The organism is Shewanella pneumatophori (genome assembly GCF_023283895.1).
GTDB lineage: Bacteria > Pseudomonadota > Gammaproteobacteria > Enterobacterales > Shewanellaceae > Shewanella > Shewanella pneumatophori.
On the sequence record NZ_JAKILB010000014.1, the window covers coordinates 75016 to 101926 of the forward strand.

At 42.1% G+C, this 26911-nt stretch carries 22 protein-coding genes; 11 read left to right on the forward strand and 11 right to left on the reverse strand.

The genetic code is table 11. The features are described from left to right. Positions 1-3 precede the first annotated feature (3 nt). From hisD to L2740_RS17855, 9 genes are all read left to right on the forward strand, one after another. Positions 4-1356 carry a histidinol dehydrogenase gene (hisD, locus tag L2740_RS17815; RefSeq protein WP_248951414.1) on the forward strand — a complete coding sequence of 451 codons (1353 nt, stop codon included), beginning with the start codon at positions 4-6 and terminating at the stop codon, positions 1354-1356. Continuing rightward, entirely contained in the window at positions 1353-2450 is a 1098-nt protein-coding gene (gene hisC, locus L2740_RS17820; protein ID WP_248951415.1) for a histidinol-phosphate transaminase, read from the forward strand. The genes hisD and hisC overlap by 4 nt, the downstream gene beginning before the upstream one ends. A gap of 79 nt (positions 2451-2529) precedes the next feature. Further along, on the forward strand, positions 2530-3621 hold the full coding sequence (hisB, locus tag L2740_RS17825; protein ID WP_248951416.1) for a bifunctional histidinol-phosphatase/imidazoleglycerol-phosphate dehydratase HisB: 1092 nt from the start codon (positions 2530-2532) through the stop codon (positions 3619-3621). Then, complete coding sequence (gene hisH, locus L2740_RS17830) at positions 3618-4328, forward strand: imidazole glycerol phosphate synthase subunit HisH (protein WP_248951417.1); 711 nt, start codon at positions 3618-3620, stop codon at positions 4326-4328. Before hisB ends, hisH begins: the two co-directional genes overlap by 4 nt. Then, entirely contained in the window at positions 4325-5062 is a 738-nt protein-coding gene (gene hisA / locus L2740_RS17835) for a 1-(5-phosphoribosyl)-5-[(5-phosphoribosylamino)methylideneamino]imidazole-4-carboxamide isomerase (protein WP_248951418.1), read from the forward strand. Before hisH ends, hisA begins: the two co-directional genes overlap by 4 nt. Next, complete coding sequence (gene hisF / locus L2740_RS17840; protein ID WP_248951419.1) at positions 5044-5817, forward strand: imidazole glycerol phosphate synthase subunit HisF; 774 nt, start codon at positions 5044-5046, stop codon at positions 5815-5817. Before hisA ends, hisF begins: the two co-directional genes overlap by 19 nt. A gap of 37 nt (positions 5818-5854) precedes the next feature. Beyond that, positions 5855-6496 carry a bifunctional phosphoribosyl-AMP cyclohydrolase/phosphoribosyl-ATP diphosphatase HisIE gene (hisIE, locus tag L2740_RS17845; protein ID WP_248951420.1) on the forward strand — a complete coding sequence of 214 codons (642 nt, stop codon included), beginning with the start codon at positions 5855-5857 and terminating at the stop codon, positions 6494-6496. A gap of 373 nt (positions 6497-6869) precedes the next feature. Next, entirely contained in the window at positions 6870-7649 is a 780-nt protein-coding gene (locus tag L2740_RS17850) for a substrate-binding periplasmic protein (protein WP_248951421.1), read from the forward strand. Between the two features lie 174 nt (positions 7650-7823). After that, entirely contained in the window at positions 7824-8927 is a 1104-nt protein-coding gene (locus L2740_RS17855) for a phosphoribosylaminoimidazolesuccinocarboxamide synthase (RefSeq protein ID WP_248470581.1), read from the forward strand. A 77-nt stretch (positions 8928-9004) separates the two neighbouring features. Here L2740_RS17855 and lpxM read toward each other — a convergent pair whose 3' ends face one another. The 4 genes from lpxM to pheS form a co-directional block, all read right to left on the reverse strand. After that, positions 9005-9943 carry a lauroyl-Kdo(2)-lipid IV(A) myristoyltransferase gene (gene lpxM, locus L2740_RS17860; protein WP_248951422.1) on the reverse strand — a complete coding sequence of 313 codons (939 nt, stop codon included), beginning with the start codon at positions 9941-9943 and terminating at the stop codon, positions 9005-9007. 77 nt (positions 9944-10020) lie between these two features. Next, positions 10021-10317: an integration host factor subunit alpha gene (gene ihfA, locus L2740_RS17865; protein ID WP_012142935.1), complete on the reverse strand. Its 297-nt coding sequence runs from the start codon at positions 10315-10317 to the stop codon at positions 10021-10023. Between the two features lie 4 nt (positions 10318-10321). After that, complete coding sequence (pheT, locus tag L2740_RS17870) at positions 10322-12709, reverse strand: phenylalanine--tRNA ligase subunit beta (protein WP_248951423.1); 2388 nt, start codon at positions 12707-12709, stop codon at positions 10322-10324. 16 nt (positions 12710-12725) lie between these two features. Then, positions 12726-13709 carry a phenylalanine--tRNA ligase subunit alpha gene (gene pheS, locus L2740_RS17875; RefSeq protein ID WP_248951424.1) on the reverse strand — a complete coding sequence of 328 codons (984 nt, stop codon included), beginning with the start codon at positions 13707-13709 and terminating at the stop codon, positions 12726-12728. Between the two features lie 439 nt (positions 13710-14148). On the opposite strand from pheS, the gene L2740_RS17880 reads away from it, so the two are divergent. Together L2740_RS17880 and L2740_RS17885 are read left to right on the forward strand one after the other, a co-directional pair. After that, positions 14149-15645 (forward strand): methyl-accepting chemotaxis protein, encoded by a 1497-nt coding sequence (locus L2740_RS17880; protein ID WP_248951425.1) that lies wholly within the window; start codon positions 14149-14151, stop codon positions 15643-15645. A 416-nt stretch (positions 15646-16061) separates the two neighbouring features. Then, positions 16062-18641 (forward strand): PDC sensor domain-containing protein, encoded by a 2580-nt coding sequence (locus tag L2740_RS17885; protein WP_248951426.1) that lies wholly within the window; start codon positions 16062-16064, stop codon positions 18639-18641. Between the two features lie 209 nt (positions 18642-18850). Here the strand turns inward: L2740_RS17885 and L2740_RS17890 are convergent, their stop codons facing one another. The 7 genes from L2740_RS17890 to speA form a co-directional block, all read right to left on the reverse strand. Then, complete coding sequence (locus tag L2740_RS17890; RefSeq protein WP_248951427.1) at positions 18851-19726, reverse strand: putative ATP-dependent zinc protease; 876 nt, start codon at positions 19724-19726, stop codon at positions 18851-18853. A 723-nt stretch (positions 19727-20449) separates the two neighbouring features. Beyond that, positions 20450-20803 carry a DUF3802 family protein gene (locus L2740_RS17895; protein ID WP_248470588.1) on the reverse strand — a complete coding sequence of 118 codons (354 nt, stop codon included), beginning with the start codon at positions 20801-20803 and terminating at the stop codon, positions 20450-20452. A 395-nt stretch (positions 20804-21198) separates the two neighbouring features. Then, complete coding sequence (locus L2740_RS17900; protein WP_248951428.1) at positions 21199-21774, reverse strand: YceI family protein; 576 nt, start codon at positions 21772-21774, stop codon at positions 21199-21201. Between the two features lie 387 nt (positions 21775-22161). After that, the gene (pdxH, locus tag L2740_RS17905) at positions 22162-22800 is read right to left on the reverse strand and encodes a pyridoxamine 5'-phosphate oxidase (RefSeq protein WP_248951429.1); all 639 of its coding nucleotides are present in this window, start codon (positions 22798-22800) and stop codon (positions 22162-22164) included. A 153-nt stretch (positions 22801-22953) separates the two neighbouring features. Continuing rightward, positions 22954-23883: an agmatinase gene (gene speB, locus L2740_RS17910; protein WP_248951430.1), complete on the reverse strand. Its 930-nt coding sequence runs from the start codon at positions 23881-23883 to the stop codon at positions 22954-22956. Positions 23884-23907: 24 nt separating this feature from the next. After that, the gene (locus L2740_RS17915) at positions 23908-24828 is read right to left on the reverse strand and encodes an S-adenosylmethionine decarboxylase proenzyme (RefSeq protein WP_248951431.1); all 921 of its coding nucleotides are present in this window, start codon (positions 24826-24828) and stop codon (positions 23908-23910) included. A gap of 157 nt (positions 24829-24985) precedes the next feature. Next, a complete protein-coding gene (speA, locus tag L2740_RS17920; protein ID WP_248951432.1) occupies positions 24986-26899 on the reverse strand; it encodes a biosynthetic arginine decarboxylase in 1914 nt (637 codons plus the stop codon). Positions 26900-26911 lie beyond the last annotated feature (12 nt).

The window sequence follows — 26911 nt, forward strand, 5'->3', positions numbered from 1 at the left end:
ATCATGCAAATCCTCAATTGGCAATCACTCACCCCACAAGAACAAGTTAGCACCCTTGAGCGTTCGCCGCTCATTGGTGATAACACGCTTGAACAAAGCGTTGCAAAAATCATTGATGCGGTTGTTAGCGAGCGCGATGCTGCATTGCTCAACTTTAATCTCAAGTTTGATGGTGTTGCATTAGATAACTTGGCGTTATCTAAGCAGCAAATAGCACAAGCCTGCGCCAAGGTTCCAAATGAGTTAAAACAAGCTATCGCACAGGCAAAAGCCAATATCGATAAATTTCACCGTGCGCAAGTGCAGCAAAATATTGATGTTGAGACTCAAACGGGGATCCGCTGCGAGCTAAGAAGTGAGCCAATTGAGCGAGTTGGGCTTTATATCCCCGGCGGCACAGCGCCATTAATTTCAACCGTGTTAATGTTAGCGATGCCAGCCAAAATAGCAGGCTGTGCTAAACGCGTTTTAGTGAGCCCGCCACCTATTAACGACGCGATTATTTACGCGGCGAACCAATGCGGTATCGATGACATATTTCAAGTAGGCGGCGCTCAAGCTATTGCCGCATTAGCCTTTGGTACCGAGACCATCCCCCAAGTAGACAAAATATTTGGCCCAGGTAATCGTTTCGTCACTGAAGCCAAGCGAGCAGTTAGCCAAGATAACCGCTGCAAAGTCAGTATCGATATGCCGGCAGGCCCATCTGAAGTGCTGATCATCGCAGACAGTAAAGCAAACCCTGAATTTGTTGCGGCCGATCTACTATCACAAGCGGAGCACGGTACAGACTCGCAAGTGATGCTAGTCACCGATTGTGAGCGATTAGCTGAAAAAGTAAACCAAGCGCTAACATCGCAACTGGCAAAGCTATCTCGGGCAGAGATTGCAACTGAAGCACTAAAGTGCAGCCGCACGATAATTGTCGATGATATGAATAAAGCAGCAACGGTTTCGAACTTATATGGACCGGAGCACTTAATCATTCAGACCGAGCAGCCACGGCAAGTACTGACAAATATCCGCGCAGCAGGCTCGGTCTTTCTCGGCGCTTATACACCAGAGTCTGTTGGCGATTATGCCTCAGGCACTAACCATGTATTACCCACTTATGGCTACAGTAAAACCGTATCAAGTTTGTCGCTTGCTGATTTTAGTCGACGCTTTACTGTACAAGAGCTAAGCGCAAAAGGACTACAGACCTTAGGGCAAAGCGTCTTGACCCTCGCTGAAGCTGAGCAACTTGATGCCCACAAAAATGCCGTCGCTATTAGGCTCGAGAGCATAGAAGCACGAGGTGATAGTGGTGATGCCGATGATGGTGTTCAGCAAGTAAAGAAGCAGGAGGCGGTATGAGCAGTACAAATCTAAGCAGTACAAATGCGACCAATAAAAGTGTAAGCAATAAAGCTCCGCTTAATCTTGCAGAGCGCCTTGCAAGGCCTGAACTGCTGGATCTACAAATTTATCAATCTGCACGCCGGATTGGTGGTCAAGGTGATATTTGGATTAACGCTAATGAATCACCGTTTAATAACAGCGAGTTTGCCAACTTAAACCGCTACCCAGAATGTCAGCCCCCAGAGTTAATCAACGCTTATAGCCAATACAGTGGCGTAGAAAAAGAGTGCATTATTAGTAGCCGCGGCGCAGATGAAGCCATTGAATTACTGATCAGAGCGTTTTGCATTCCGGGCAAAGACAGCATTGCCACCTTTGGCCCAACCTATGGTATGTACGCTATTAGTGCCAAGACCTTTAATGTTGGCGTAAAACCATTATTACTCACTGAAGACTTTCAATTACCCAGTGATTATTTGAGCCAAGTTGCTGGCGCAAAATTGATTTTTATCTGTAATCCCAATAACCCAACCGGCAGCGTTATCACAAAAGATAGGCTGATTGAAGTGATTAACAGTTGCCCCAATGCCATAGTGGTTGTTGATGAGGCTTATATTGAATTTAGCCCTGAGTACAGCGTAGCAGATCTAATTGCAGACTCTACAAACCTAGTGGTTCTGAGAACCTTATCTAAAGCCTTTGCCTTAGCGGGTGCACGCTGCGGTTTCTTGCTTGCTAATAGCGACATTATCGAGATCTGCATGCGAGTTATCGCTCCTTACCCGGTGCCCTTACCTGTTAGCCAAGTCGCCGTTCAAGCACTTAGCGATAACGGCCTTAACACGATGAAACTGCAAGTTAGTGAAATGAAAAGCCAAGGTGCACGCTTAGCTGATGCATTGCAGCAATTTGGCGCCAAAGTCGTAACCCCTTTTGGAAATTACGTACTTGCTGAATTTGACGATATTGAAAACGTACAGCAAATGCTTACCAACGCAGGCGTTATAGCAAGATCTTATAGCGACCCGCGTCTTAGCCAAGCAATCCGTTTTAGCTTCACGAATAAAGCGCAAACCGATTATCTAATTAAGCTGTTTTGTTCAATCTAAATTGTAACAGCTACATACAAATATAAAGAATAACAAAAGCTTGACCTAGTTGAACAACAGTCTGGAAGGTATACCTGCAATGAAACAGAAAATTTTATTTATCGACCGCGATGGCACATTAATCGAAGAGCCTGTCACCGATAAGCAAGTCGATAGTTTAGCCAAACTGGTATTTGAGCCCAATGTGATCCCAGCTCTGCTTAAGCTGCAAAATGCAGGTTATCGCTTAGTCATGGTCAGTAACCAAGATGGCTTGGGCACACCGTCATTTCCAAAAAACGACTTTGATGCACCACAAAACATGATGATGCAGATCTTTAATAGCCAAGGTGTACTGTTTGATGACGTATTGATTTGCCCGCACTTTGATGATGAAAACTGTAGCTGCCGCAAACCTAAACTTGGCCTAGTCAAAGACTACCTGACTTCTGGCAAGATAGATTTTACCCAGTCAGCGGTGATTGGTGACCGTGAAACAGACTTAGGTCTTGCTGATTCAATGGGCATATTAGGCTTGCAATATAATCCGGAAACACTGAACTGGAACGCCATTGCCGCAAAGCTACTGAATAAAAACCGCAGTGCAACTGTGGTACGTACTACAAAAGAAACCGATATTTGTGTTAGCGTCGATTTAGATTCCAATGCCAAAGGCGAGATCAATACCGGTATTGGCTTTTTTGACCACATGCTTGAGCAAATCTCTACCCACGGTAACTTTAAAATGGATGTCAAAGTTGACGGTGATTTAGAAATTGATGATCACCACAGTGTTGAGGATACAGCGCTTGCTATAGGTGATGCACTGCGCCAAGCCCTTGGCGATAAACGCGGTATTGCACGTTTTGGCGACACACAAGATGATGTTTTTAGGCAAGCAATCCCAATGGACGAAGCCAGTGCAAGCTGCTTACTCGACCTTTCCGGCAGACCCTTTATCAAATATAGCGGTGAATTTGATCGTGAGTATGTCGGGCAAATGGCCACTGAAATGGTGCCACACTTCTTCCGCTCATTCGCTGATGGTTTGCGCTGTACCTTACACATCAGCACCCAAGGTGATAATGCGCACCACAAAGTAGAAAGCCTATTTAAGGTGCTTGGCCGTACATTAAGACAAGCTGTAAAAATTGAAGGTGACGCATTACCGTCAAGTAAAGGTGTGTTATGAGCCAAATAGCGACAAATGCCGAGCAAACAATAGTAGGTAACACAGTAATTATAGATACAGGCTGCGCCAATCTTAGCTCAGTGCGTTACGCGGTTGAGCGCTTAATGACTGAACTTGAACGTGAATCCTTATTTGTTAGTGATGACATCGACTTAATCAAAAGCGCCGAACGTGTGATCTTACCGGGTGTTGGCACTGCTCCAGCAGCAATGAATGCGTTAAAAAGTAAAGGCTTAGTAGATGTCATAAAGTCACTACAACAACCTGTGCTTGGGGTGTGTTTAGGTATGCAAATGCTCACTCGCTCTTCAAAAGAGCGCGGCGCACAATCACAAGATTGCCCTTGTCTAGATATTATCGCCACTGAGATTGAGCAACTAGATAGTAAAGGCTTACCTTTGCCACACATGGGCTGGAATCAAATAACCCCAAGCAAACATCCTATTTTTGATGGGGTTAGCGCGGGCAGTTATGTGTATTTTGTGCACAGTTATCGCGCGCCAATCAGTGATTACACAATAGCCAGTGCCCAGCACGGTGAAACTTTTAGTGCCGCAATTGCCAAAGATAATTTTATTGGCTTGCAGTTTCACCCAGAAAAAAGCAGTCAAGCTGGTGCCAGAATGCTGAAAAACTTCCTAAATATGACAAAAGAGACGTTTGCCAATAGTGCAGCGAATACTCCCTTAACTGAGGCTTTATTATGATTATTCCTGCAATCGATCTAATCGACGGCCAAGTAGTTCGCCTTTACCAAGGTGACTATGCCCAGCAAACCACATTTAATTTAAGTCCCTATGAACAGCTAAAGTCCTATCAAGCACAAGGGGCCAAGTTACTGCATATTGTTGACTTAACTGGCGCTAAAGATCCAACTCAACGTCAAACAGATCTAATCGCAAAACTTGTGAATAGATTAGATACACCGATTCAAGTTGGCGGCGGTATTCGCACCGAGGCACAGTTAAATGAATTATTAGAAATTGGTGTCAGCCGCGTCGTCATCGGCTCGTTAGCAGTCAAAGAGCCCACGCTAGTCAAAAGCTGGTTTGAAAAATATGGCGCGGATGCGATATGCCTGGCACTTGATGTCAATATCAATGAGCAAGGTGAAAAGATTGTTGCTGTATCTGGCTGGCAAAGTGGTGGCGGTAAAACTCTAGAGTCCTTGGTTGAAGAGTTTAGCACTGTTGGACTTAAACACGCACTTGTTACCGACATTAGCCGTGACGGCACACTTCAAGGCGCAAATACCCAGTTGTATCAAGAAATAGCTGAATGCTACCCGAATATTTTATGGCAAGCTTCTGGCGGCATAGCCAGCTTAGATGATGTTAATGCGGTTAAACGAAGCGGCGCTAGCGGGATTATTATCGGTAAAGCTTTACTGATTAATCAATTTGACGTTGAGGAGGCAATTGCATGTTGGCCAAACGCATAGTTCCTTGCCTCGATGTTAAAGAAGGCAAAGTCGTAAAAGGAGTACAATTTCGTAATCACGAAATTGTCGGTGATATCGTTCCCCTCGCTCAGCGTTATGCTGAAGAAGGCGCCGATGAATTGGTGTTTTATGATATTACCGCAAGCGCGCACGATAGAGTCATAGATAAGTCTTGGGTGAGCCGCGTTGCTGAACGTATTGATATTCCATTTTGCGTTGCTGGCGGCATAAGAAGCATCGAACAAGCAAGAGAAAAACTGGCATTTGGCGCTGATAAAATCTCAATCAATTCACCAGCGCTAACCGATCCAAGCCTGATTGCCCGCTTACAAGATGAGTTTGGTCGCCAGTGCATTGTTATAGGTATTGACTCTTATTATGACGCAGCGACAGACAGCTACAAAGTAAAGCAATTTACCGGTGATGAAGCCGCAACCAAAGATACTCAGTGGTACACCCAAGACTGGGTTAGCGAGGTGCAAAAGCAGGGCTGTGGCGAAATAGTGTTAAATGTAATGAACCAAGATGGCGTAAGACAAGGTTATGACATTAAACAACTCTCAATGATTAGAGCGATTTGCGATGTGCCACTCATCGCCTCAGGTGGCGCCGGTACCATGGCGCACTTTAAAGATGTTTTTGCCGAGGCTAACGTTGATGCCGCCCTTGCAGCAAGCGTGTTTCACAAAGGCATTATCGATATCCAAGATTTAAAGCGTTACTTGAAAGACAACCACATTGCCGTACGCCTTTAAACTTACACCAGTATTGAATCGAATTTAAGGATGTAACATGAATAAACTAGAGCAAAATGAGTCACAAGCAAGTGACCTTATTGGTCAGCTGGATTGGGACAAAACTGACGGCTTAATTCCAGCCATTGTGCAAAATCACCTAACCGGCAAAGTATTAATGCTAGGCTATATGGATAAAGCCGCGCTAGACGTAACCCTATCTAGCAAAAAAGTCACCTTTTATAGCCGCAGTAAACAAAGACTCTGGACGAAGGGAGAAACCTCTGGCAACACCTTAGACTTAGTCGCCATCGACAAAGATTGTGATAATGACAGCTTATTAATACAAGTTATTCCAAATGGGCCCACTTGTCACAAAGGCACTGAAAGCTGCTGGAAAGATGGCAAAGTCCATAGTTTTATCGATAACTTACAAACATTAATCGCATCACGCAAAGGCCAAGATCCTGAGTCGAGCTACACTGCTCATCTTTTTGAGCGAGGCACTAAGAGAATTGCACAAAAGGTTGGCGAAGAAGGACTGGAAACCGCGTTAGCCGCAGCAACTAATGACAAGCCTGAATTAATTGATGAGGCGTCAGATCTTATCTATCACTTGTTAGTTCTACTTGAAGATCAAGAGCTAAGCATGCAGGACATCAACCTTAACTTGATGAACAGACATAACAAATCTAAGTAAGATCAATCGACATTGTGGAGCGTGTCGCCGCGCTCCAGTTATCATTTTACCAGTTATGAATCTTGTGTTTATTTTACAACCAAATTCATCTCAGTCTACAAGTCTAGTGATTCAAGTCCTCTATGTAATCTAGCGCGAGTCACTGACTCAGGCTGGCAAATTCAAACAAAATAAAGTTGTTAAAACTGCATAAAATCCGTCACCCCTATAAAATTATACTTTAAAAAACAAGTGCATTAGTATAAATAGTGCGCTAGCATAAATTTGCATTTAAATCGCTAACCGCTTTTGGCAGCGGCGTTACCAACCAGCGAAAAAATACGACAGATAAACGTACTATTACCCTGGCTTGATTAAAATCGGTGATATCGATATGAAATTCATCAATGCTGTTTTTACCGCTGCAATATTACTCTTTGGCTACAGCCCTTTCCATTCAAAAGCCTGTGAGTTGACCTATTTGGTGATTGCCAATCAAGCCGAACCATTTCAAATTAACACTTCAAACCATCAGTCACACTCTGGGATCATTAGTGATGTCGTTAGTCTATTAGCTGCAAAAAAACCTTTTAGCTACACCACTCACGTTATGCCCTTCAAGCGTTATGTTCATGAAATAAAAAAGCAAACCTATAGCAACTGGATAAGCTACGGCTCACCAATGTGGCGCACAACGGCCGATAATCGTTACCAAAATAAACGACTATCTAAACAGCCACTGTTTCGTGCAAGCCACTTGTTAGTGCAGCGCAACAGTGACCCCCAGCACTACCAACAAGTTGAAGACCTATTTGGTAAGACGGTTATTTTACTAAAAGGATTTGATTACCCAGGGCTTGCGCCCTATATAGCCAGCGGCCAAATCAAAAAAATTGGTTTTAAAAGCCATCAAAGTGCATTAAATGCATTAAACAACCAGCGCGGAGATCTGTTTGTCGAGATGGAAAGCCGGATCCGCTATGCTATTAAACAACATAATATTGACCCAAATACCTTTAAATTTACTGATATTGCTCACATCACCCCCTCACTTAATATCCATTTAGCCTTTGGCAACGGTGTTAAGCAAACGACGGTGGATTGGATTGACGATCAAATCATAATCATGAAAGCCACTGGAAAACTTGAGGCGATAATTAATCGGTATCAATAGTTTTTAGCAGGATAATATGTCAATTCATTGTTCTAACTAGCGCGCATTTTGCATTATAGGAAACACTGTTTTCAAATTGTATAAAACTGTTATTGCTAGGGTGTTGCACCCGAGAACTTCTGTTACAATCTGCGCCACTAAAATTAAGCTTCTCAATAATAAAAAGTGTGCCCTATGAATCTTGCAGATAAAGTTTTAGTCGTAAATGACAACCTTCCTATTCGTACCAACAAACCTGTGCATTCAGGTAAAGTTCGCAGTGTTTACTGGTTAACCGAAGAAGATAGTGCTCGGTTAATTAAAGACAAAGGTTACGATGTCCCAGCCGATGCTCCACTTGCGATTATGGTGATCAGTGACCGTATTTCTGCATTCGATTGTGTTTGGCAAGGTGAAAATGGTCTAAATGGTGTACCAGGTAAAGGAACAGCGCTAAATGCTATTTCTAACCACTGGTTCAAGCTTTTCAAAGACAAAGGTTTAGCCGACAGCCACATTTTAGATATTCCACACCCGCTAGTATGGATTGTTCAGAAAGCCCGCCCAGTAATGATTGAAGCGATTGCTCGTCAATATATCACTGGCTCAATGTGGCGTTCATACACTAAAGGTGAACGTGAATTCTGTGGCATCACCATCCCTGAAGGCTTAGAGAAAGACCAAAAACTACCTGAACTGTTAATCACTCCTTCAACCAAAGGTGTACTAACAGGTCTTGAAGGCGTGCCTGAAGCTGATGATGTGAACGTATCGCGCAGCGACATCGAACGTCATGTCGATGGCTTTAACTTCAGCAACCTTGCTGATATTGATCTTTACGAGAAGCTGCTAAAAGAAGGCTTTGATGTGATCAGCGATGCATTAGCAGAGCACGATCAGATTTTCGTTGATACTAAGTTTGAATTTGGCTACGTCAATGACGCCGCAGGCAACGAAAAGCTTATCTATATGGATGAGGTTGGTACACCTGATAGCTCACGCATCTGGGACGGCTCATCGCACCGTGATGGCAAGATCATTGAGCAGTCTAAAGAAGGCTTCCGTCAATGGTTACTAAACCACTTCCCAGATCCAGATATCTTGTTAAATAAGAATCGCATGGAAGAGCGCTTTGCTTTAGCTGCTGACAATAAACTACCTGAATCAGTGATGATGGAGATCTCCAATACTTATGTAGGTATTGCAGAGAAAATCATTGGTCAGAAACTACACATTAGCGAAAATCCAAAGCAAGAAATCATCGATATCTTACGTGACGAATATCAGCTAATCGTATAACTGCGACTGCAGTTAAAATTGAAGAGCATTAAAAAAGCCGCAATATCTATTGCGGCTTTTTAGTTTATATCGAACTATTAGTGATAAATCGATGGCTCGCCTTCAGGACGTGTTTTTAGCACACGCAAGAACCACATATACTGTTCAGGATAAGCTAAGATCACCTGCTCTACCGCTTTATTTAATGCGATAGCTTCGTTCTCTTTGCCTTGCATGGTTTCAGGATCAATCGCAGGCATGACCGTTAAATCAAAATGACGCTTTTTCTGATCGTAACCAATCTTAACCGGCATAACTTGGGCATTACCCGCCTGAGCCAAACGCCCAACAACAGGTAAAGTCGCCTTAGTTGTACCTAAAAATGGCGCAAATACGCTTTTATCTCGGCCAAGATCTTCATCCGGCAGATAAAAGAAACTGTTATCTTGTTTTAACTCACTAAGCAGCGCACGAATGCCCGCTTCTCGCATGTATATATTGCCGCCTTGTGAGCTTCTCATACGATTATTAAACCAGTTAAACAAGCCATTTTTATGTGCCTTAGCCATAGAGACCATAGGCAAGTCTAAGTTTAACCTAAGGCCTGCATACTCAATGCCCCATACATGCGGCATAATAAATATCACTGGCTGGCCTGCTGCTCTTGCTTGCTCAACATGCTCAAAACCGTGCAATTGCACTCGGCGTCTCATATGAGCGCGAGATTTCAACATAAGTTCTGACTGTGCCAATAAAATCATCACAAAATTTTCAACGTTGTCTTTTACCAACGCCTCAATCTCATCTTTAGATTTATCAGGGAAACAAGTTGTTAAGTTAGCTCGTGCGACCTTAATTGGCTTTTTAGCAATCCTCATCACCAACTTTGCTAATACTTTAGCAATCGGATCACGCAACCAAGCAGGCATTAAGCCAAACACCACCAGCACTAAAATCGCGACCCAAGTTAGCCAATATTTAGGATGTAACAAGCTAACGTTAAAACGGCGGTCAAAATACTTTGGCTTTCTAGACAAAAGCAAACCTCTACTGCAAGTTAACAACAGAAAAAGCCACTCTATTGAGTGGCCTCTTCATTACGACACTAATGCAATTACTTCTTTGCGTTAGCCTCTTCGACGCGGCTTTTCAGCTTCTGTCCTGGACGGAACGTTACTACACGACGTGCCGAAATTGGGATATCTTCTCCCGTCTTTGGGTTCCTTCCCGGTCTTTGATTCTTGTCCCTCAGGTCAAAGTTGCCAAAGCCAGATAGCTTGACCTGCTCACCACTTTCAAGAGCTTGACGAATTTCTTCGAAAAACGTCTCTACCATCTCTTTCGCTACTCTCTTGTTGATGCCTAGCGTTTCAAAAAGATGTTCTGCCATTTCGGCTTTGGTAAGTGCCATACTTTTAGTCCCTCAACGATGCGTTGAACTCGTCCTTCAGAGCAGAAACCACTACTTCTACCATCTCCGCGATTTCTTTTTCTTCCAGTGTACGAGCGTTGTCTTGTAATAAGAGTGCTATTGCAAGGCTCTTTTTGCCTTCCTCTACACCTTTACCTCGGTATACATCGAACAAGTTTATGCCAACCAACTGATTTTCGCCAACTTTTCTTATCATTTTTACAACATCATCGGCTGAAATTGCGTCATCTACTACGATGGCGATATCACGACGGTTTGCTGGAAACTTAGATACAGTCTGGGCTAGCGGCAAATTAGCGTGCAATAAAGCGTCTAATTCTAGCTCGAAAATAATTGTTTTTCCGTTTAGGCCAAATGGCTTTTCTAGGCTTGGATGAACCGTACCTATAATACCAATTACGCGATCATCTCTTAAGATTTCAGCGCATTGCCCCGGATGTAAGGCTGGGTGTGTTGCCGCTCTGAAACTAAATTCAGTATCAGCAACAGTCAAACCGATGACTGCTTCTAAGTCACCTTTGAGGTCAAAGAAATCAACTGTTTTTGACTCCATTGTCCAATGCTCATCGTTTTGATTACCCGCAATGACGGCTGCAAGCATAGGTTGTTGTGACACACCTGATTCTGCATTTTCATTTGGTACAAAACGTAGACCTGTTTCAAACAGTCTGACACGGTTTTGTTGACGGCTTTGGTTATAACCAACTGCAGTCAAAAGACCTGTGAACATAGACAGACGCATTGCAGACATCTCTACCGAAATTGGGTTCGGTAAGATCATTGCTTCTGCACCTGGGTGAATCAACTCTTGTTGCTTAGGATCAACAAAGCTATAAGTAACAGCTTCTTGGAAACCACGAGCAACCAACATACTGCGCACGCGCTTAATGTTGATGTTTGATTCTTTATGATCAGACATGCTTAATTGCGCAACAGGCGCAATATTTGGAATATTGTTGTAACCGTAAATACGGGCAACTTCTTCAATTAAATCTTCTTCAATTGCCATGTCAAAGCGATAAGTTGCTGTGGTTACATTCCACAGCCCTTCAGCGACTTCAACAACAAAGCCTAAACGCTCTAGGATTTCAGTCACATCGTTATCTTCAATGTGGTGACCTAGGGTTTTATCTAGCTTGCTACGACGTAGCACGATTTGTGCAGGCTTTGGTAGGTGTTCGTCAGATTTAGCTTCAACGACAGGACCCGCTTCACCGCCACAAATATCTAGTACTAGACGGCTCGCGCGATCCATCACTTTTTGTTGCAGCTCTGGGTCAACGCCACGCTCAAAACGGTGTGATGCATCAGTATGCAGACCGATCTTACGTGCTTTACCTAAAATAGCTAAAGGTGCGAAGAAAGCACACTCTAACAAAATATCAGTAGTTTCAGTGGTAACGCCACTGTGCTCGCCACCAAATACACCCGCAAGTGCTAATGGTTTAGCTTGGTCAGCAATGATCAACATGCCTTCTGGAATGGTGATTTCATTGCCATCAAGTAATGTTAGCTTTTCTTCGCCCTTAGGCTTACGCACTTGAATGCCACCATCTAACTTAGCTAAGTCAAATGCGTGCATTGGTTGACCAAATTCAATCAACACAAAGTTAGTGATATCAACAATTGGGTCGATAGAGCGAATACCGCTGCGACGCAACTTCTCTTGCATCCATAGTGGTGTTTCTGCTTTAACGTTAACGTTTTTAATCACACGGCCCAAGTAACGACCACACTCTTGTGGCTCTTGCACATCAATGCTCACTTCATCAGTGATAGTTGCTGCAACAGCTTCCCAAGCAGGTTCTGTTACTGCTTGACGGTTAAGAACACCAACTTCACGAGCAAGACCAGCCATACCTAAACAATCTGCTCGGTTAGCCGTTAAATCAACGTCAATGACCGCATCGTTTAGATCTAGGTATTCACGTACGTCTTGACCCACAGGTGCGTCTAATGGCAATTCAATGATGCCATCACTTTCGATATCAACACCTAGCTCACCAAACGAGCACAACATACCAAATGATGGTTGGCCACGTAATTTGGCTTTCTTAATTTTGAAGTCACCAGGTAGCACTGCGCCAACCATTGCGACTGCAACTTTAAGGCCTAAACGGCAGTTTGATGCGCCACAAACGATATCGATTAGCTCTTCGCCGCCAACATTGATTTTAGTTACGCGCAGTTTGTCTGCATCAGGGTGCTGACCGCACTCAACAACTTCACCAACAACCACACCGCTAAAGTCAGCCGCTACTGGCTCAACGCCATCAACTTCAAGACCCGCCATGGTAATTTGGTGTGATAATTCTTCGCGGTTAACACTTGGGTTAACCCACTCACGAAGCCAAGATTCGCTAAATTTCATGCTATTACAGCTCCGTTTATTTAAATTGCTTCAGGAAGCGTAGGTCGTTTTCAAAGAATGAACGTAAATCGTTAACGCCGTAACGAAGCATTGATAAACGTTCAACACCCATACCGAATGCGAAACCTGAATACTTCTCAGGATCAATTCCGACACTGCGCAGTACATTTGGATGCACCATACCGCAACCTAGTACTTCTAACCACTTACCGTTTTTGCCCATCACGTCAACTTCAGCAGAAGGTTCAGTGAATGGGAAGTAAGATGGGCGGAAACGTACTTGTAAGTCTTCTTCAAAGAAATTACGTAAGAAGTCGTGCAAAATGCCTTTTAGCTCGGCAAAGTTAACGTTCTCTGCAACCAATAAGCCTTCAACCTGATGGAACATCGGCGTATGAGTTTGGTCATAGTCGTTACGGTAAACACGGCCAGGAGAGATAATGCGTAAAGGCGGCTTTTCATGCTCCATAGTACGGATCTGCACACCTGAAGTTTGCGTACGTAGCATTACTTTAGGGTTAAAGTAGAACGTGTCATGATCAGCACGAGCAGGATGGTGCTCAGAGATATTTAGTGCATCGAAGTTATGAAAGTCATCTTCGATTTCTGGGCCGTCTTTAACAACAAAGCCTAACTCACCAAAAAATGCTTCAATACGCTCAATTGTGCGCGTAACTGGGTGTAAACCACCATTTTCGATACGACGGCCTGGAAGACTCACATCGATGCTTTCAGCTTTTAACTGAGCTTCAAGCTCGGCAGCCTTTAAACCATCAATGCGAATAGAAAGCTGCTGCTGAACCGCTTGCTTAGCTTGGTTCACTGCTTGACCAAACGCAGGCTTTTCTTCTGGAGGCAGTTTACCCATCATTTTCATCATGTCGGTGATTTGACCTTTCTTACCAAGGTAATCGACACGGAGGTCATCGAGAGCTTTTAAATCTGTTGCTCCTTCGATGGCGGCTAAAGCCTGTTCTACGATCTCTGTTAACTGTGACATCATCTCTTCCAGTGCAAGTAAGTCTTTGACCTACGACTTTTGGGCTAACGTATTTTCTTTGTGAAAATAGAAAAAGACTAAAATTTTACGTTAGACAGCCACATTTGACTAGGCCTAATTCACCTTTTTTGTAGCTAACTACCTATTTTGTTTAGTCCTTATACAAGGCATCGCAATCTATTTTCAACTACATCCGCAAATAAAATTAGTTCAACAATTCATCAAAACAAGATAAATAGCTTAGTAAAACGACTAGAAGGCTAGATTTTATACTGCGCAACTATTCTGTTTCCGAATGCAGATATCTTGATATTCAATATGTTAGCCAGACCGCTGTTTAAAAATAAACCGTACAGTGCAAACTGCTGAAAAATAATTTAAGAAACCGCCGCAATGTCCGATAAATAGCTAGGTTGGTGATTTTAAATAAGAGAACATTATGAAAGAAGTTAAGTTCCGTTGGGTCGATAAATACCTTATTCACATGACACTTAGGGCCAAGTTTGCAGTTTTAGCGATAATCCCTATCATCACATTATTAAGTTTAGCGGTATTACTTAACGCAAATTACAAGCAAAATCTAATTGAAAGTCAGATTGCACAGACCGACGAATTTAACCGAAGTTTAAATAATGCACTTAATACTGCCTATCAATTTGTGCCCCAAGAACAGCGAAAAGCTTTCTTAACTGCACTACAAGGTGAGATAAGCGTCAATCATCAACAATCAGCTCCTCGTCAATTAACCAGCGTTGCAAACAACGGCGGTCAAACACAAGTCGTGGGCAATAAGGTTGAAAGCACAAGTGACATAGGCAGTAATGGACTAATAACCACCCTCACCTCAAAGCAGCAAAGCCAGACTCACAATGAGTACATGGCTTATCTCATTTTAGCCTTGTTAATTAGTATCATTCTTATCAGCAGCTATTATATTTCAACCTTTGTTGGCGGCGCGTTATACACCAACGTTATGGCGCTGAAAAAAGCTGCAGACGGCGATTTAACAGGCAGACTAAACTTCTTTGAAGTTAAAGACGAATTCAGCATCCTCGCCATTAGTATTGACACATTAGTTGAACGCCAACATAAGCTCGTCACTGAAATGACCAATGCTAATCAACAGATCCGCGATGTAGTGCAAGATTTCAGAAATACGGCAACCGAAGGTCAAACCTTAGCTGTAGATCAGCGCCAACACATAGACTCATTAGCAACAGCCATGGAGCAAATGACAGCAGCGGTCACTGAAGTCGCCCGTAATGCTGAGCTATCATCAACGGAAACACAAGAAGCGAATGTGCAAGTCGATGCTGGTTCTCGCGATATTGCCATTACTGTTGATGCCATTGGCGGGCTTTCAAACGAAATAGCTGATGCTTCAGAGGCGGTAAATCATCTAAATGATAATGCGGCTAAAATTGATGAAGTGGTCACCACAATTAATGCCATTTCAGAGCAAACCAATTTGCTTGCACTAAACGCGGCCATCGAAGCCGCAAGAGCCGGTGAACAAGGTCGCGGCTTTGCAGTCGTAGCGGATGAAGTTCGTACGCTAGCTGGTCGCACTCAAGCAGCCACAGTTGAAATCAAAGCCATGATTGAAGCCCTGCAAACTGGCGCGCGAAACTTAAAACAAGTAATGAGTCGCACGGTTGAGAAAGCAGAAGAAGGCAAAAAGCATGTGCTAGATACCGGTAAGGACTTACAAGGGATCGCGCACCATAGTGCTAAAGTCTATGAAATGAGCGTGTTAATTGCGACCTCCGCAGAGGAGCAATCGGCTGTCGCCAATGAGATCGCTACTAACTTAATGGACATTCGAAGCCAGTCACAACATGTAGAGCAATCAGCTAATCAGTCTGTATCAGGCTGTGACGAACTGCACGCAACTACCGAGCAACTGGACCAGCTATTAATCGGTTTAAAGGTCTAGAACCGGTTTCTATAACCACTTTCGAATAAAAGCAGCCTAGGCTGCTTTTATTTTTCTCTGCCAACAGTCATGGCTGTCATCCTAAAGTCCTGCTCTCTCCTAATGTCGTTCTAGTTCCTAGCCCAGAACCAGTACCTGCTTGATTTCCTTGTTGGCACTGTAATTTATCAGCTGCTTTATATTGCTATATCAACTTAACAAATTGTCTAATATTGTATCTTTTACAGAGTTTGTTTTACAAAAAAATAACAAGACTTGTATAATTATATGACGTTTAAAGTCCTTAGCTTGTATTAATAAAAATATTAATAAAAGCAAATTGTTAAAAGCGGCGTCTTTATCGATTGCTTCATAGGATATTAACAACAATTGAGCAATAAAAAGCATTAAAGCTCGTTTTCGGGAGATCTACTAAGTTGACAAACTGGCGTTCAAGCTTGCCTATACAGTTTATGTTTATTCAACTGTTTGTTGCTGTGGTGATTATTGTCGCCAGCATCTGGTTTATAAAATCGATTGAGCGAGATCGATTAATCGACAACCAAACCGCCTTGAGTATTAATCTTGGTAAAACGATCACGGCTAAACTACAGCAAAAAACTAATCGTATTGAAAACCTAGCCGTGTCTATTGGTGCTATCGGCGAGCTCTATCAAAAATCTCCCAACGAGCTTAATGAAATCATTCCAGCCATTTTAAACCAGTCGGGGCAACAAAATGTGATCTTGGGCGGTGGGATCTGGCCGGAGCCATATAGTGTTAACTCATCAAAAGAGAAAAATAGCTATTTTTGGTCACGAAATTATGCTGACGAATTGATTAGGGTTAACGATTATAACTTTGACTCCACCCCATCTTATTTTAAAGCAGACTGGTATGTGCCAGCGAGATTTTACCCAACCGATACCACTTATTGGTCCAAGTCATATATTGACCCTTATACCAACAACGCCATGCTTACAGCATCAGTCCCTATGTGGTCTGATCATAATTTTATTGGTGTTTCTACCGTTGATATCGCCCTTTCAAGCATTGATAACTTTTTGCATACGGCAACAGCTAACCAAGGCGGCTATGTATTTGCCCTTGATCAGCAAAATCGGCTGTTATCTTACCCGGAAGTTGAGGACAGCAGTGGCCTTGTTAGTGATCACGAATTATTTCTGCCTTTTGCAGATTTCGCCAAGAAACACCCTGACTTTAAAGCACTACAACGTAAAGTGTCAGAGGTTGATCAGCAGTTTATTACTCAAGTAAATACCAGCAAAGCCTATGATGATGAGCAATTAGCCGACGTCATTGCCAATGTGCCGCCACGTGAGCGTGACAAACTGGTTGCGCTTATTAATCAAAATACCAGCAACAAACTTAAGCAGGTTGAGGTAATAGCTAGCCTGCAGCTTAATAGTGACCCAAAACTAAAAGAGCCTGTACTGGTCACTATTTTCCTTATGCCCAGTACTTACTGGAAAATTGTGCTTGTTACGCCAATATCCGCCATCACTAACAACAATCAATCGCTGGCAAGTTCGGTGGGGATCTATTTAGTCAGTATCCAAATTCTTGCACTGATGTTACTGTTTATAATGCAAAATAAGCTTTTTATTACACCTATTAGCCGTATGGTTCGCGCCTTAAACGACAGTAACCCAGCTAAAGTAGAGTTAGAGGCAACCCAGCGTAATGATGAAATAGGTATGCTTGCCAAGGCCTTTAGCTCGCGAACACGTCAATTAGAAATCGCGCTAGCCAGCCTTGATGCAACCAACTTAGCACTAGAGCAACAGTTAGATGTACAGCAACAAGCACAAGCCGAGTTAAAAGAAAAAAAAGAGCAATTAAATACCGTTCTAAACTCTGCTCATAACCTGATTTTTATCAATAATATTGATGGTGAGTTTACTCTTGTAAACGATCAGTTTTGTCAAACTCTTGGCCGAGACCGGGCTGATATATTAGGCAATAAAGATCACTTGGTCATGCCAAAAGAGATTGCCCAAGTAAATGCCAAAAATGATCAGTATGTAGTTAACACTAAGTTTGAACTCAGCTATGAGCAAACATTTCCAGCAAAAGATAAACAGCACACGTATTTAGTCACCAAATTCCCAATCTTTGATGACCAGCGCCAAGTCACTGCTGTTGGTACAATCGCTTTTGATATCAGCGTGACAAAAGCGTTGGAGCTAAAGAAAAAAGCCCAGTTTGAAATTTTAAGGCAAGAAACTTCAGACAATATTCGTTTCATCGAAAAACTGGAGCAGACAAACCGCCGCTTGTTAGATGAAAGCAATCAAGCAAGATCTGAGTCTAATCGAGCAATAAGCTTTGAAAGAGTCAAAGTTGAAAACCAAGCGCTCTACCCTTCTTTAGTTGCCGCAATTGTTAAACCGATATTTAGAAAACAAGATGATTTAGCTGCAAGTGCATATCGTTTGGCAAATGGTGAGCTCGACGCAGTAGAGTTTAATCGCGCGTTAGCGGACCAAACCGAGCGTCTGCGCCATTTAGAATACCTATTTTCAGCCCAAGACTATTTAGCAAAACCCATCGATTTAGTGTTATTACTTGAGCATATCGTTGCCCTGTTACAACCTAAGCTCATCTCAAAAAATATTAACTTAACGATCCACAGCGAAAAGCGCTTGGTTGTTGATGGGATCCATTGGCACTTTTTATTAATTTTCTATCGAGCAATTAGTAACACCATTAACGATGCGTTTTATCAACCATCTGAGAAAAACCGGATTGAAATCCATTTAGACAAAACTAACAATCAGATCACTATGGAGCTAAAAGATAACGGTCGCAGACTCACCGATGAGCAACTTGATAAATTACACAACACCCTAGCAACTAATGATGTTACCGGCACACTATCAGCTCTTTCTGTCTGGTTAAAAAGTGAGTTTAATGGCGGGCTAAGTATTTCTCGTTTAGAACAACAAGCAGGATTTAATACCTTACAAAAATACCACATTGAAGTAAGCAACTAATACCAAGTAGTATTAAACGGTTAAATATAACAAACAAAAGTTACTAGCTTGATAAACAGTTACTAAAAACTAAGCTTGTTTTGCTGAGCAGAGAAAGTTGAACAGCAGCAAAATAAAAAATCGCGCCACATCATTCGATGTGGCGCGATTCGTCTAATAAGCAATAAAGCAGGCAATTAAACGCTATTGGTCAGCCGTTAAACAAAGGATTAACGAGACACATCTACAATATAATGACCTTGTAACCAGTTGCGACCAATCAATAGCTTATAAGACATTTTACTTCTGTCACGTAAGTTAACTTTGACCTTGTATTCTTGGCCTGGCTCACCAATATTCAGCTCAACCATATAGCGGATCTCACTGCCTTGTGCATTTCTAATAAGCGACGTTTCGACAATGCGCGACTTAACCACATGAGACTCACCTTTTTCATTTTCAGTAGTGAAATGAATGATTTTACCGACATTCTTTTCCATATCTGGATCTTCATTGTCAATCTTCATATCAAACGCGTGAAGTGAATTTTCAACCGCGCCCGTATCAATACGAGTCTTAAAGATTAAACCAGACTCTACGATACTAATTGGCGCGGTCGGGCCAATAATTTTCTTTTCAGATACATCTACAACATAGCGGTCCTTTAACCAATTACGACCGATAAGGAGTTTATAGTCCATATGGCTGCGGTCTCTCAGGTTAACTCTTACCGTACGCTCTTTACCTTTAAAGCCCAAATCTAAATCAACCATATAACGAGTTTCAGTGCCTTGTGAGTTACTAACTGTAGATGTTTTAACGATTTTAGCTGTTAATCGCTTAGTTTCCCCAGCATTATTCTCTGTAGTAAAAGACACCATTTTACCCACATTGTCTTTCATCTTCTTGGCACTACCGCCTTCAACTACTATGTCATAAGCGTGCAGCGAGGTATTAACGGCTCCCGTATCAATACGTGCAGTATAAGAGAGTTCTGCATGGGCAACAGACATCTTGGCAGTTGAGCCAATTACGGCTTTTTCAGTTGCTAGCACTGAAAATGAAGATGTCAGGATCAATAAACTTAAGCCTAATTTTTTAAGCATGGAAGCCCTCTAATAATTTGATGATTTATATCGCATATCTTGCCTATATGATAACAAGAATTATAGGTAAATGAAGTGGCTGACACTATTACACAGCCAAGCTGAACAAATGCTGGCACAAAATTAAACTTATGCCAAAAAGTTAGAGATCAATAGTACAAATAAAATCGCAGTACAAACACAATGACTAAGATGCCACCAGCTTACATGACCATAAATTAGCTGACGGCAATGACGGTAAAACTGAATGCTGAGCCAAACAAGAATAAATGGCACAAAAGGTAAGGATATGACGAAAGGAAAAAAGCCCCAACCGAGATCAAATGAGTTTTGACTAAAAAGGCGTAGCAAAAACCAGAAAATCAACAAACAACAATAAACCAGCAAATGCTGTCTATTCTGAGATTGATTTAGCTTACTCAGCATCGCAGTCTCCTTTGGGGTTTCTGCAACACTAGACCTTAATCCCAAAGCCGCCAAGTTATTACTGCTAAAAGACTGTAAGCAAATATAAAAGCAGCCAAAATGCTTGAGACTTCTCTCCCCAGTAAGCGAGTTAATATCACTACAAAGAAATACACAATTAAAGCAAGAGTAAAAGCGATTTTCTGTCTCGAGCTTAATAACTCTGATCTTGCCACTTTAGCTGCGTGCCTATTGTCCAATATCTATCATGCTGCTTTACTACTGACCTACTTTACTTACCTAATCGCTAGGCAGTTATTATGCCGCTAATAGCTTACTGATCTCTTGATCAAACAGGTTTTTGATCAAACAGGAGAACTCGGTAATAAATAGCGTTTGCTCGGCTGTCGCCTTTTGTGATGCAACCCGGGCTAGAATTTCTTCTAGATCATAAACTATTGAATCTACTTCGCGAATGACTAAGTTACGTTGAGCAAAGGTCAACGAGGGGTTCTGCCCACAAACCATGATAATTTGTGCTGCAAGTTGCTCTTCAAATAACTCCATAACGGTATCATCTGCAGCGCTTTGTTGTTGCGAGTTAGCAAAAATCCCCAGATGCTCAGTTAAATATTGCACTAAGTGGATATACCCGTCTTTATCGGTAACCATATATAACCTAAAAACACATTAAAGTGTAAATGACCAAGCCTATGTCAGCACTTAACAGTCTTATTATTAATATCTGATCAGAATCTTATCTGAGTTTTTACTCGAATGAAATAATATATACAAAAAACCGTATTAATCAAATAAATCATTGCTTACAATCATTTTTATCTACATAACATCCAAACTTAGCGGATACTAAATCAGCCAGTAAGATACGGCTTTAGCGCTATTCAATGAAATTAAAAAGGCTTTACCACATGGCAAAGCCTTTTATAGCACTTCAAAGTTGCAAGCCTATCTTTAATAACTTAGAAGGTTACCCCAGCCTAAACCTAAGCAGCTAAATATTTGCGTGAATAATTTATTAAAAACAGTGACAGCTATGACTACGAAAACTATTTGCTCAAATTGAGAGTAAAGCTTACCGGCACCGCTTTACTTATCGCAGAGAGACCGGCGATTTCACGTAGTTTTTCAACACCTGCAGTTAGACCAAAGCTATCTGCATTGACGATGACAGGCATAACACTTGATACCAATAAGTGTGAATCCGACAATTTAGCAATGCTCACATTAAATGCCATCTTTTGCTTTTGGCCATGTAAATCAACTTCACCATCAATTGTGGCGACTTTTACAGAGCCAACGGCTAGGTCTTTAACTAAGCTTGGGTCAACTTTCGCTGATAAAGTTAGCTTTGGGTACTTATCAACTTCAAACAGCAGCGAGCCCATACGCTCATCTCGAATATCAACATTGGTAACCACACTTGCTAACGAAACAGAAAAGCTAAACTGGCCGTTATCATCATAAGTTCCGGCCATTGATTTGAAGTGATGTACCTCAGCAATATCACCTTTTTTAATCGAAATGAAATTAACATTTGAATTATCACTATCAACATTCCATGTATCCGCTGAAGCCATTAGCGATAAAGGCAGTAATAGTAAACCTGTGACAATACTCTTCATGTCCGTTCCCTCTTATTCAGATAGTGAATTATTTCAATACTTAAGCTCACACTAATTTAACATGCTTCGACATTGTACAAAGCGATTTTTCAGATAAAAATAAATATTCATCCATTTATATTAGGGCAAGTTCATCTTTCTAGCTAAATTAATCCGCTAAAGTCCTTACAATTGAACTGACGTTCTATTCTGGCTTCCATGCTTTAGCTTAGAAACTCTCGGCACTATCTTAAAGAGCTTTTCCTCCAAGAATTGGCTTTATAAGTTCAACTGCAACAGATAATTCACTACTGACCTTAAATATCACTGGCTAGCTCCAATAAAAAAGCCGCATCTTAGTGCGGCTTTAATATATTTAGGCATAAGTAACGACAGACTAAACAGAACTTATGGGGCTAAACGACTATGTTCCCACGCCTCCGCCACTTTAGTGTAGATAAAGCGGTCATGCAGACGGTGTTCTCCACCTTGCCAAAATTCAATACTCTTAGGACGGACTATATAGCCGCCCCAAAACTTAGGTAAAGGCACATCGCCATTAGCAAATTTAGCCTTCATCTCGGCAAACTTAGACTCTAAAGCCTGACGAGCGCTGATAGGACTCGACTGTTTAGAGACCCAAGCAGCAATCTGGCTGTCTTTAGGACGACTCATAAAATACTTAATCACCTCTGCTTTTGATAAAGGTTCAGCGACACCAGTAACGGCCACTTGTTTTTCTAAGCTATGCCAAGGGAATAAGATGCTTACCTGCGCGTTATTAGCAATGTGCTGCGCTTTACGACTTTCAAGATTAGTGAAAAATACAAAACCATCATTATCGAAACGCTTTAACAGCACAATACGCTGGAATGGCTGACCATTCTCATCAACAGTCGCTACCGACATCGCAGTAGGATCTTGCATCTTTGAATCGCGAACCACCTCTAGCCAAGCATTAAATAGCACCATAGGATCACTCGGTACATCTTCACTGTGTAACTCGCCTAACGTGTATTCTCGTCTAATATCGCTAATCTCTGACATCCTAGATCCCTTGCAAAACGGCATAAAAAAAGAAGCACTGCAACAGTGCTTCTTTAATAATAACAATCTTAGGCTCATCGCGGGAGACTTTTAACTAATTGTTTATCTCATGCTAAAAGCCTTAATATTACTTAGCAGATCATATAAATAGGATTATTTGATCTTACCGTTTGATTCAGCCCAAACATGTAGCATTTCAAGACCCAATGTTGCACCAGCAAGTGCAGTGATCTCAGCGCTGTCGTATGCAGGAGCTACTTCAACAACGTCCATACCAACGATCTTCATGCCTTTAAGGCCACGAATAATCTTCATTGCTTTATCACTTGTTAAGCCACCACAAACTGGTGTACCTGTACCTGGCGCAAAAGCTGGATCTAGACAGTCGATGTCGAATGTTACGTATAGAGGCATATCACCAACACGCTTACGAATTTGCGCAACGATTTCATCAGCTGTCATTTCGTTAGCGGCTGCAGCGTCAATCACTTCAAATAAGTGGTTAGCGGTATCGTACTCAGTACGAATACCCACTTGGATTGAGTTTTCAGCAGCGATAATGCCTTCGTTTGGTGCATGGTAGAACATAGTGCCGTGATCGTACTTGCTACCTTGGCTATAGGTATCGGTGTGCGCATCAAAGTGTAGCAATGCCATTTGACCATGCTTCTTATAGTGAGCGCGCAGCAGTGGTAACGTCACAAAGTGATCACCACCAAAGCTTAACATTGCTTTATCAGCTTCTAAGATTTTAGTCGCAAAGTCTTCTACACGTTGAGTAAAGTCTGCCGAGTCACCACAGTTGTATACGAGATCGCCCGCGTCAACAATTTTAACGTGTTCGCTAAGTTTAAACTGATACGGCCAGCGAGTTTCTTCCCATGCTAGGTTCACTGATGCGTTACGAATTGCGCCAGGGCCCATACGACCACCTGAACGGCCTGTTGTAGCCATATCAAACGGTAAGCCTAAAACCACTACATCCGCATCGCCTTCAAGAGGTTTAAAGTCAAGCGGTTGTCTCAAGTAACCAAATGCATTTGAATAAAGCGAATAATCTGGCTTATCTGCAATAGTGGTCATAAATACTCCATAAAATGTCTAGAGTCACAGTACTTCGGCTATTAAGGTTTCGCTTTCAGCCTGAATATAGTGATAGTAATTAAAATCATTGTGCTGGTTTAACTTTAGATCACAACTGGCAAGCCTTCTATTGCAAGGAAAGCCGCGTTGCTCTATTTGTGTATTCAGTCCAATAATGTCCCAACTGCGGGGGTTCAATACTTTGAGTAGCTCAGCAAAAATATTGAACGGATATTGTAAAAAGTTCACGTTTGTTTCGACACTCACATAAGAGCTTCGCTCTTGAGGGGTGATATGTATGGTCAAAAATTTATCTTCAAACAGTCCATTGATTGAATATCCACACGGTTGAAACAGGTGATCGTCAAACTCAAATTGCGGCAGCAAACGATCTAAATTAAGTAATCGGCGTATATTCGCGCAAGATTGTTCTGCACTGCGTAAATACTGCGCCACCTCGCCTTCAATATGGTACATCAGCAAACAAGCACTCATTTCATGCTTAATTGGCTGTGACGCCGTATAAAGGTAATGATGATGGCTATCTAAATGACCAATACGATAAGCCGTACCAGGCACTTTAGCTTTCAGTAATGCGATATCATCTTCAAACTGGGTTGTTTGTAAATGAGGTAAAAACTCGCTTTTACGCTGATAGTTTAATCCTGATATATGGTCAGTGCCGATTTTTTCAATGATGAAAAGTACAGTATCAATTAAGCGCGTATTACCACAGGTTATAAGCAGCAACTTATGTTGCCAAACAAACAAACTGGACTCACTTAATACATAGGCATCGCAATGTGAATTACTTAGGTTCGATAAAATGCTTGCATCAGCCATTGCCAGCGCCTGTTGCCAAAAATCTCGCGGGTACGCTCGTAATGACTTAGCACTGGGGTCTATATGCAACTCAATTTTCTTTTCTGAACCTTCAAAAAACATCGACTCGAAGCCCTTAATCTAGATCCTTCAATATGTAACTGATACGTGTAAATAACCCATCAAAGCGATTTAAAAATAAAACCAGCTTCGAGCGAACTCAAAGCTGGTTATATCAAGCTTTTGTTAGCCACGACTTAAATGGCTGCTAACAATCTACTTAAGAGAAATCTTCTAAGTAGGTGTAACCTTTAAGGCCTAGCTGTAACTCTTCAAGGATATTAGCACGTTCATCTTCTGCAATATGCTTGTTTACTAGTTCTTCATAGGTTCTCATAAACGATACAGCATCTAGGTTTACATAGCGTAAAACGTCTGCAACCGTATCGCCAGCAAGTACTGATTCAACATTAGTGCGTGCATCATCATCCAAACGCACAACTGCTGAGTTAGTATCGCCAAATAAGTTATGCATATCACCCAAGATCTCTTGGTATGCACCCACTAAGAAGAAACCAATTAAGTATGGGCTCTCTTGAGTCCAAGCTGGCACAGGTAACGTGGTTTCAATACCTTGACCGTCTACATACTGATCAACCGTACCGTCTGAGTCACAGGTAATATCCAGCATAACTGCACGGCTTTCTGGCTTTTTATCTAAACCTGATAGCGGCATTACTGGGAATACTTGATCGATACCCCATGCATCCGGTAATGATTGGAATAGCGAGAAGTTCACAAAGAATTTGTCTGCTAGCTTTTCGTTTAATTCATCAATAATTGGACGGTGGAATCGGTATTTTGAGCTCATGCTACCTTGTAATTCGTAACATACGCGTAAATTAACCTGCTCTGCCCATGCACGCTCAGCTAAACCTAACTGGCCTACTGCAAACAATGAATGCACTTCAGTTAAGTCACTTTGGCAATCATGGAAAATTTCAATTAACGCTCGCTGGTCAGCTTTACCACTCACTTCAACCCAAGACTGCCACATGTTATGTAGAAGCTGCGGAGCATCTTCAGCAGGTGGTTGGATCTCTTCTGGCTTGTATGCTTCAGTACCAATAACATCAGTTAATAACACCGCGTGATGTGCAGTTAAGTAACGACCCGATTCAGAGATAATTCTCGGCATCGGTTGCTCGTACTCTTTACACATGTCAGTTAATACACTAACGATATTGTTAGCATACTCAGTTAAACCGTAGTTCATTGAGTGACTGCTTTGGCTACGCGTGCCGTCGTAATCAACCGCTAAACCACCACCAACGTCAAAACACTTAACGTGAGCACCAAGCTTCATAAGTTCACAGTAGAAACGGCCTGCTTCGCTCACGCCTTGGCGGATATCACGAATATTGGCAATTTGCGAACCTAAGTGGAAATGCAGTAACTCTAATGACTCAAGCATATTTTCTTGCTTAAGCGAGTTAATTACTTGCAATACCTGCGCAGCACTTAAGCCAAACTTAGACTTTTCACCACCACTTGCTTGCCATTTGCCCTTACCTTGGAAAGCCAAACGTACACGTAAGCCTAAACGCGGTGTTACGCCAAGTTCTTTAGCTTGTTCAAGTACGACCTTGAGTTCAGACATCTTCTCAAGAACGATATAAACTTTATGACCTAGCTTTTCACCAATCAAAGCAAGGCGGATATATTCTTTATCTTTGTAACCATTACAAATGATTACAGAGCTGGCTTTTTGAGCCATTGCCAACACAGCCATCAACTCTGGCTTACTACCGGCCTCTAAACCTAGCTGTGGCACTTCTTTGGCCACTTGGCTAGCTAAGATCTCTTCAACAACCGTTTGCTGTTGGTTCACTTTAATCGGGTAAACAAGTAAGTAATCATTTTCGTATTGATACTTTTGAATCGCCTGATTAAATGCCTGACAAAGGCTGTTTACTCTATGATGCAAAATTTGCGGGAAACGCACTAATACGGGTAAAGCCACACCTGACTTAACCATATCCTTTGCCATTTCGTTCAAACCAATTTTACAGTCCGGACGACTTGGGTCTGGCGACACTGTCACCTCTCCATCGTCGCTAATTCCGTAAAGTCCTTGGCTCCAGTGATTTACGTTATAACTTGCGCGTGCATCATCAATAGACCAATTGCTCATATTTGTCCTAAC

Bases quoted from the DNA above. Each gene is read 5' to 3' on its own strand.
- hisD (WP_248951414.1), top strand. From the start codon at position 4: ATGCAAATCCTCAATTGGCAATCACTCACCCCACAAGAACAAGTTAGC.
- hisC (WP_248951415.1), top strand. From the start codon at position 1,353: ATGAGCAGTACAAATCTAAGCAGTACAAATGCGACCAATAAAAGTGTA.
- hisB (WP_248951416.1), top strand. From the start codon at position 2,530: ATGAAACAGAAAATTTTATTTATCGACCGCGATGGCACATTAATCGAA.
- hisH (WP_248951417.1), top strand. From the start codon at position 3,618: ATGAGCCAAATAGCGACAAATGCCGAGCAAACAATAGTAGGTAACACA.
- hisA (WP_248951418.1), top strand. From the start codon at position 4,325: ATGATTATTCCTGCAATCGATCTAATCGACGGCCAAGTAGTTCGCCTT.
- hisF (WP_248951419.1), top strand. From the start codon at position 5,044: ATGTTGGCCAAACGCATAGTTCCTTGCCTCGATGTTAAAGAAGGCAAA.
- hisIE (WP_248951420.1), top strand. From the start codon at position 5,855: ATGAATAAACTAGAGCAAAATGAGTCACAAGCAAGTGACCTTATTGGT.
- L2740_RS17850 (WP_248951421.1), top strand. From the start codon at position 6,870: ATGAAATTCATCAATGCTGTTTTTACCGCTGCAATATTACTCTTTGGC.
- L2740_RS17855 (WP_248470581.1), top strand. From the start codon at position 7,824: ATGAATCTTGCAGATAAAGTTTTAGTCGTAAATGACAACCTTCCTATT.
- ihfA (WP_012142935.1), bottom strand. From the start codon at position 10,317: ATGGCACTTACCAAAGCCGAAATGGCAGAACATCTTTTTGAAACGCTA.
- pheT (WP_248951423.1), bottom strand. From the start codon at position 12,709: ATGAAATTTAGCGAATCTTGGCTTCGTGAGTGGGTTAACCCAAGTGTT.
- pheS (WP_248951424.1), bottom strand. From the start codon at position 13,709: ATGTCACAGTTAACAGAGATCGTAGAACAGGCTTTAGCCGCCATCGAA.
- L2740_RS17880 (WP_248951425.1), top strand. From the start codon at position 14,149: ATGAAAGAAGTTAAGTTCCGTTGGGTCGATAAATACCTTATTCACATG.
- L2740_RS17890 (WP_248951427.1), bottom strand. From the start codon at position 19,726: ATGCTTAAAAAATTAGGCTTAAGTTTATTGATCCTGACATCTTCATTT.
- L2740_RS17895 (WP_248470588.1), bottom strand. From the start codon at position 20,803: ATGGTTACCGATAAAGACGGGTATATCCACTTAGTGCAATATTTAACT.
- L2740_RS17900 (WP_248951428.1), bottom strand. From the start codon at position 21,774: ATGAAGAGTATTGTCACAGGTTTACTATTACTGCCTTTATCGCTAATG.
- pdxH (WP_248951429.1), bottom strand. From the start codon at position 22,800: ATGTCAGAGATTAGCGATATTAGACGAGAATACACGTTAGGCGAGTTA.
- speB (WP_248951430.1), bottom strand. From the start codon at position 23,883: ATGACCACTATTGCAGATAAGCCAGATTATTCGCTTTATTCAAATGCA.
- L2740_RS17915 (WP_248951431.1), bottom strand. From the start codon at position 24,828: ATGTTTTTTGAAGGTTCAGAAAAGAAAATTGAGTTGCATATAGACCCC.
- speA (WP_248951432.1), bottom strand. From the start codon at position 26,899: ATGAGCAATTGGTCTATTGATGATGCACGCGCAAGTTATAACGTAAAT.